This is a genomic window from Mucilaginibacter sp., from assembly GCF_036383575.1.
GTDB lineage: Bacteria > Bacteroidota > Bacteroidia > Sphingobacteriales > Sphingobacteriaceae > Mucilaginibacter.
The window spans coordinates 1-7,066 of sequence record NZ_DASVOB010000360.1; the positions used below are offsets into that span (position 1 = coordinate 1).

11 protein-coding genes are annotated in these 7,066 nt (G+C 44.0%); 9 read left to right on the plus strand and 2 right to left on the minus strand.

Features of this window, described 5'->3' with window-relative positions:
- From VF500_RS12465 to VF500_RS12500, 8 genes are all read left to right on the plus strand, one after another.
- Positions 1 to 321 (plus strand): metalloregulator ArsR/SmtB family transcription factor (locus VF500_RS12465; RefSeq protein ID WP_330859984.1); only part of this gene is annotated, 321 nt, incomplete at its 5' end.
- A gap of 59 nt (positions 322 to 380) precedes the next feature.
- Positions 381 to 944, plus strand: coding sequence for a DUF6428 family protein (locus tag VF500_RS12470; protein WP_330859985.1), 564 nt, complete (start codon positions 381 to 383; stop codon positions 942 to 944).
- Between the two features lie 37 nt (positions 945 to 981).
- Positions 982 to 1,476: an N-acetyltransferase family protein gene (locus VF500_RS12475; RefSeq protein ID WP_330859986.1), complete on the plus strand. Its 495-nt coding sequence runs from the start codon at positions 982 to 984 to the stop codon at positions 1,474 to 1,476.
- 10 nt (positions 1,477 to 1,486) lie between these two features.
- Positions 1,487 to 1,903: an arsenate reductase ArsC gene (locus VF500_RS12480; RefSeq protein WP_330859987.1), complete on the plus strand. Its 417-nt coding sequence runs from the start codon at positions 1,487 to 1,489 to the stop codon at positions 1,901 to 1,903.
- Between the two features lie 69 nt (positions 1,904 to 1,972).
- A complete protein-coding gene (locus VF500_RS12485; RefSeq protein ID WP_330859988.1) occupies positions 1,973 to 2,302 on the plus strand; it encodes a metalloregulator ArsR/SmtB family transcription factor in 330 nt (109 codons plus the stop codon).
- Between the two features lie 109 nt (positions 2,303 to 2,411).
- Positions 2,412 to 3,497, plus strand: a complete 1,086-nt coding sequence (arsB, locus tag VF500_RS12490) for an ACR3 family arsenite efflux transporter (RefSeq protein WP_330859989.1) — start codon at positions 2,412 to 2,414, stop codon at positions 3,495 to 3,497.
- A complete protein-coding gene (locus VF500_RS12495; protein WP_330859990.1) occupies positions 3,497 to 4,267 on the plus strand; it encodes a metallophosphoesterase family protein in 771 nt (256 codons plus the stop codon). The genes arsB and VF500_RS12495 overlap by 1 nt, the downstream gene beginning before the upstream one ends.
- A gap of 3 nt (positions 4,268 to 4,270) precedes the next feature.
- Positions 4,271 to 5,005, plus strand: a complete 735-nt coding sequence (locus VF500_RS12500; RefSeq protein ID WP_330859991.1) for a metallophosphoesterase family protein — start codon at positions 4,271 to 4,273, stop codon at positions 5,003 to 5,005.
- A 28-nt stretch (positions 5,006 to 5,033) separates the two neighbouring features.
- Here the strand turns inward: VF500_RS12500 and VF500_RS12505 are convergent, their stop codons facing one another.
- Both VF500_RS12505 and VF500_RS12510 read right to left on the minus strand, forming a co-directional pair.
- Positions 5,034 to 5,246, minus strand: coding sequence for a GDCCVxC domain-containing (seleno)protein (locus VF500_RS12505; protein ID WP_330859992.1), 213 nt, complete (start codon positions 5,244 to 5,246; stop codon positions 5,034 to 5,036).
- Between the two features lie 151 nt (positions 5,247 to 5,397).
- Positions 5,398 to 5,766, minus strand: coding sequence for a DUF3127 domain-containing protein (locus tag VF500_RS12510; RefSeq protein WP_330859993.1), 369 nt, complete (start codon positions 5,764 to 5,766; stop codon positions 5,398 to 5,400).
- Positions 5,767 to 5,854: 88 nt separating this feature from the next.
- Between VF500_RS12510 and VF500_RS12515 the strand changes: the two genes are divergently transcribed.
- Entirely contained in the window at positions 5,855 to 7,030 is a 1,176-nt protein-coding gene (locus tag VF500_RS12515) for a THUMP domain-containing class I SAM-dependent RNA methyltransferase (protein WP_330859994.1), read from the plus strand.
- The last annotated feature ends 36 nt before the right edge of the window (positions 7,031 to 7,066 follow it).

Below are 7,066 nucleotides of genomic sequence, written 5' to 3' on the forward strand. Positions count from 1 at the left end.
ACAAAAACAGAAATATTCACAGATGAGCAAAATGCGTTGGCAACCATGTTGAAAGCATTGGCACACCCCGCCCGCATTGCCATCCTGCAATATCTGATCAAAACCAATGCCTGTATCTGTGGTGATTTGGTAGATGAACTTGGTTTGGCACAGCCGACAATTTCACAGCATTTAAAAGAACTCAAGAATGCCGGGTTGATACAAGGTACCATTGAAGGGGTAAGCGTTTGCTACTGCATTGAACCGAAAGCCTGGGAAAAACTGGAAAATCAGCTGGGACAGTTCATGCAGTCCTATAATAAAACCAAATCCTGCTGCTAAAAAAATTTGAACAAATCAATCGCAATATTGCAATAAAACAAATAAAGGAGAACGAAACTATGAACAAAGCAGATAGCCTGAACTGGAGCCAGTTCAAAGAAGAACTGGTAAAGAACCCTGATCTGAATTTGCAGTTCCAGTATGCAGAAAACAAATGGGTTGATGCCTCTTATCACATTACCGAGATCAAGCAGGCCCCAATTGTTTCTGTTGATTGTGGCGGCGTTATGAATAGCTGGACTGAAATTATCGTACAGCTTTGGGAACCTGAAAACGAGCAACAGGAAAGATCAATGAAAGTAAGCAAGGCCTTATCTATTGTGGCTGTTGTTGAAAAATCACTGCCGCTTAACCCGCTTGGAACGGTTAAAATTGAGTTCGGAAATTCTGAGTTTGATACCCGTCAGATGTTCCCCGGCGAATTTATCATCGATGGCGATAACCTGATCGTTGACCTGCGCCCGGATGCCGTACAATGCAAAGCCATTACAAGAGGCGGGAGCTGTGGCACGAACGATAAAGGCGAAGAGTGCTGCACTCCTGCACCTGCAAAACAAAAAGTTGAATTGAAAAACCTTGCCGTTGCTGCTCCATGCTGCGCACCGGGATCAGGCTGCTGCTAAAAACAAACCGATTTCTGAACTTTTCACTAAAATCACGATGATAGCAATACGACCGATGACCGATGAAGACTGGGACAGCGTTTTGCGCATTTACCAGGAAGGCATTGCAACAGGCAACGCTACGTTTGAAACCAGCGCACCCAACGGCCCTGCATGGAATAAAGCTCATATGGAAAAGCACCGCTTTGTAGCGGAAATTGATGGCAAAATTGCCGGATGGGTTGCCTTAACGCCTGTATCAAGCCGCTGCGTTTATGCAGGTGTTGCCGAAGTGAGTGTTTATGTAGGTACAGCCTATCAGGGGCGAAAAGTCGGTTCGGCGCTACTTGAAAAACTGATCAGCGATACCGAAGCGGAAAATATCTGGACGTTACAGGCCGGGATCTTCCTTGAAAACGCCGCAAGTGTTGCCTTACATGAAAAGCACGGGTTTCGGCAAATCGGTTACCGGGAAAAGGTCGGCAAAATGAACGGTATGTGGCGGGATGTATTGCTACTGGAAAGAAGAAGTAAAGTTACAGGGATCAACTAAAGGAGGAAACATGAAGAATATTTTAGTACTATGCACGGGTAATAGCTGCCGTAGCCAGTTGGCTGAAGGCTATTTACGGTTCTATGCCGGAGACAAGGCAAATATCTACAGCGCCGGGATCGAAACGCATGGCGTGAACCCTAAAGCCATACAGGTGATGGCCGAAGACCACATTAATATTTCAAAACACACCTCAAACCATGTGGACGAATATTCGGCCATTCTGTTTGATATGGTGATCACTGTTTGTGATAACGCCAATGAGGCCTGCCCTTTTTTCCCGGGCAATGTTAAACGCTTCCATCAAAACTTCCCTGATCCGGCAAAAGCGACAGGCACACCCGAAGAGATCATGGATAAGTTCCGTGAAGTGAGAGATCTGATAAAAATCTATTCGGCAAACTTTGTAAAAGAGAATTTAGCATGAGATCAGAATGATTGAAAAAATAACGGGCAGAAGCTTTTTTATTTCACCAATTAATCGTGACATTGCAATATGGGAATAACAAAAACAGCAAATTTTACGGATGCACAAAATGAGCTGGCGGTAATGTTAAAAGCATTGGCGCACCCTGCCCGTATTGCCATTATTGAACACCTGATCAAAGCCAATGAATGTATAGGAAGTGACCTGGTTGATCTGCTCGGCCTTGCACAACCTACCATTTCCCAACATTTGAGAGAACTGAAAGATGTAGGGATCATTAAAGGAAAAATAGAAGGCACCAGTATGTGTTACTGTATCAACAATAAAACCTGGGCAAAATACAGAACGCTGCTCGCAAGCTTCTTTGTAGAGGTAAATTGTGACGATAGCTGTTGCTGAGCTTTTTTTTGTCGATATCAATCGTAATATTGCTTTAATGCAATAACCAATTAAATGAAATATATTTTAACACCTGCTTCATCAAAACATTAACTATACAGTAAATCACATGTCAGCAAACAACTGTGCCCCCGTGGCCGAACGTAAAAAATTAGGTTTTCTTGATCGTTACCTAACCCTATGGATTTTCCTTGCCATGGCAAGTGGCGTAGGGATTGGCTATTTCATTCCCTCATCTTCCGGGTTCATCAATTCCTTTTCAAGCGGGACAACCAATATCCCCCTGGCCATTGGTCTGATCCTGATGATGTACCCGCCATTAGCCAAAGTAAAATATGAGAACATAGGACAGGTATTTAAAGATACCAAAGTACTGAGCGCCTCACTGGTGCTTAACTGGATAGTTGGCCCAGTGCTGATGTTCGTGCTGGCAATCACTTTACTGCGTGATCATCCGGCTTATATGGTCGGTTTGATACTGATCGGCCTTGCACGCTGCATTGCGATGGTGGTGGTATGGAACGAACTGGCCGAGGGCAACCGTGAATATGCTGCCGGGCTGATCGCTTTAAACAGCATCTTCCAGGTATTGCTATACAGCGTTTACGCTTACCTGTTTATTACGGTATTGCCGCCATTATCCGGCTTACAGGGGCTGGCTGTGAATATTACCATTGGCGAGATCGCAAAAAGCGTAGGCATCTATTTAGGGATACCTTTTGCAGCAGGCGTTATCAGCCGTTACACGCTGATCAGGATCAAGGGCGAGGAATGGTTTCAAACCAAATATGTGCCGTTTATTTCACCGATAACCCTGATCGCCTTACTTTTTACCATTGTGGTTATGTTCAGCCTTAAGGGTAACCTGATCGTCCAAATACCTATGGATGTTGTAAGGATCGCTATACCGCTGGTGATTTACTTTGCCATCATGTTCGTGATCGCGTTTTTCCTGGGCAAGTCATTCGGTGCCGATTATTCAAGAAGTACTTCTATTGCATTTACTGCCACCGGTAACAATTTCGAGCTGGCAATTGCAGTAGCGATTGGCGTATTCGGCATTAACTCCGGCGAAGCGTTTGCCGGGGTTATCGGGCCACTGGTAGAAGTGCCTGCCCTGATCGCATTGGTTAATCTTGCCTTTTACTTCCGTAAAAAATATTACACGTCTAAAACTATAACTGCCGTAGAATAATGAAAATTGCACTTTTCTCCGATATCCATGCCAATCTTCCGGCTTTGGAAGCCTTTTTTGCCGATGTGGCAACCAGAAATACCGATGCCATTTATTGCCTTGGCGACCTTGTAGGCTACAACATCTGGCCGAACGAAGTGATCGACGAAATCCGTAAACGTAATATCCCGACAATAACCGGTAACTATGACTTCGGCATTGGCCGCCATAGCGATGATTGTGGCTGTGCCTATAAAACCGACGAAGAAAAGGCTTTAGGCAAAGTATCCATAGCCTATACCAACGAGATAGTAAAAGATGAACAGCGGGCCTATTTGCGTACCCTTCCCGCTCATATCCGTTTAGAGTTCCAGTTAAATAACGATAAACTCAACGTATTGTTGGTCCACGGCAGCCCGCGCAAGGTGAACGAGTACCTGTTTGAAGATCGCGACGAAAAAAGCCTGATCCGTATTATGGAGCAAGCAGATGCGGATATCATGTGCTTTGGACATACGCATCAGCCCTATCACAGGGTATTGCCATCGGTAATTACAGAAGATACCCATTATCGTCACGCCATTAATATCGGCTCGGTCGGCAAACCGAAAGATAAAGACCCGCGCGGCGGTTATGTATTGCTGCATATTAATGAAAACAGCTCGATCAAGGATAAGGATAGCGTGCAGGTAGAATTTATCCGTTTTGACTACGATATCGAGAAAGCGGCCAAAGCGGTTGAAGACAGCCCGCTACCGAATGAATACGCAGATATGTTACGAAACGGATAATCAATGAAAATAGCTTTATTCTCCGATATCCATGCCAATCTCCCGGCATTGGAAGCCATGCTGAAAGATTTAGATGCCCGTCATGTAGATGCCGTTTATTGTCTCGGCGATCTCGTAGGTTACAACGTTTGGCCTAACGAGGTGATAGCAGAAATCCGCAAACGTAATATTGCAACGCTTGCAGGTAACCATGACCTGAAAGTAAAAAAACTGGTAACAACAGAACACAGCTTAAGCGAGCCTGGTAAAGGCTACGCCTATCATTTAATTGATACTGACGGCAGAAAATACCTTGCAACACTTCCCGCTCATATCCGGCTGGAATTTAAACTAAATGACGATGCGTTAAACATCGTACTGGCTCATGGCAGCACACGGAGTGTTGACGAATATATTTTAGAAGATCTCGATGAGACTTACGTTTTAGAAATGATGGACGAAGCAAAGGCTGACATTTTGTGTGTCGGCCATTCGCACAAGCCTTATCATCGTATTCTCGAGGCCGATGACAACAACTACAAGCATGTTATTAACCTGGGCTCTGTGGGTAAGCCGAAAGATGGTAACCCCAACGGCTGTTATGTAATTTTAACACTCAGCGAAACAAGCTCTGTTACTGACCCAAGCAGTGTTCAGGTTGAATTTATACGTGTTGCGTATGATGTTGAAAGGGCTGCGCGTGCAGTTGAGGATAGCCCGTTACCGAATGAATTTGCGGATATGTTACGAAACGGATAAAGACAACTTTTAGGGAAGTATGACCAGTTTATCGACAGCAGGAAGTACCAGCCTGTACCGGCGGACATTTTACTGTTCCATAACTGCAATATACACAGCAATCCCCGGCAAGCGGCTTTAGCATGGCCTGGCAGTTTTCACATACGTAAAAGTGCTGGCAGGCATTAGTGGGCATAGTTTCTTCCTTTTGATGTCCGCAAGCAGGGCAGGTGAGTAAAGATTGCGTTTGAATTGTTGCCATATTATTTTGCTCGTTCTTTGATTGTCGCTACATGACAAGCTATTTGATCAATCTTATTACAGATGCATTCAATATCGTAATATGAAATCCAGCAAACAACAAAAGGCCCTGATGAAGGGCCTTTTGAAATATCTTGCTTATTCTTTTCTATTTAGAATGGCAGATCGTCATCATCGGCTGATGAACTGATATCAGCTGAAGGAGCTGCATATTGCGGCGCAGCAGATGCGTTGTTAGCGGCAGCCAGCGGAGTAACCCTCCATAACTGTAACGAGTTAAAATAACTTTTTTTACCCATTTTATCTGTCCACGGGCGACCTTTAAGGTTAAATGACACCTCTACATCATCACCAACTTTAACGCTATCAAGCAAATTGCAACGATCCTGTATAGCTTCAAACTTTAAATATTCAGGGTATTGAGGGTTCTCAATATATTCAAGTATAAGTTCGCGTTTTTTAAGTGAATCGGTTACTTGCTGGGTAGCCGATACTTCATGTACCTTACCTTTAACTTCCATAATTAGTCTTCAAATAATTTAAAATGTAAAGTTAATAGTTAAGAAATTAAAATAGGGGCTTTTTAATTCTTAATTTTACCGAATTAATATGCAAGTTTTCCACACCGAAAGTAAAATCATAATTACATGTAACAAAAGGCTTTCAACTTACCTGCAACGGGAAGTTGAAGCTTTAGGCTTTGAGCCGGTACGTGTTTTCCCCACAGGGGTCGAACTAAAGGGTACCGTTACAGATACCATTCCGCTTAATTTGAATTTGCGCTGCGCAAGTCAGATCCTGTATTCGTTAAAAACTTTTACCGCCCGCGACCCGAAAGAGCTTTACGATGAGCTGGTAACCATTGAATGGGAAAAGCTGATTGATTTTACCGGCTATTTTTCCGTATCATCAAACGTAAATAACGAGCACATCCTTACCCCGCTGTTTGCCAACGTAAAGGTGAAGGATGCCATTGCCGACAGGATCAAATCTATCAAAGGCATCAGGCCGGATTCGGGCCCGGAGGTTAATAAAACCCTGGTGCACCTTTACTGGCAGGATGACCGTGCCGAAATTTTCCTGGATACATCCGGCGAAACCCTGGCAAAACACAGCTACCGTAAAATACCAGGCAAGGCACCTATGCTTGAGGCATTAGCGGCATCAACCATCATGGCTACCAAATGGGATATGAAAAGCACGTTCATTAACCCCATGTGCGGTTCGGGTACCCTGGCCATTGAAGCCGCATTGCTGGCCACCGATAAACATCCGGGCTTGTTCAGGATGAATTACGGCTTTATGCATATACTGGGTTATGATGAAACCGTATTTTTTGCCGAACGCCGCACTTTAAAGGACAAAGCAAAAAAAGAAACCGGCTTTAAGATCATTGCTACAGATATTTCTGAAGATGCCGTTGACATTGCCCGCAAAAATGCAAAAACTGCCGGCGTAGAACATTTGATTGATTTTAACGTTTGTGACTTTGAAGATACCGAGGTTCCTGCCGAAGTAGGCGTGGTGATGTTTAACCCTGAATACGGCGAGCGTTTGGGTGTGCACACCAAATTGGAGATCACCTATAAACGCATGGGCGATTTCCTGAAAAAGAAATGCCTCGGGTATAATGGTTACGTTTTTACGGGCAATCCCGACCTGGCCAAGAAAATAGGACTAAAGGCTGCCCGCAAAATTGAATTTTATAATGGTAAGCTTGATTGCCGCCTGTTTGAGTATGAACTATACCTGGGCAGCAAACGCGAACCGAAAGAAGAAAATTAAATGAAAAAGATCCTGTTATTTATAACACTTATTTTA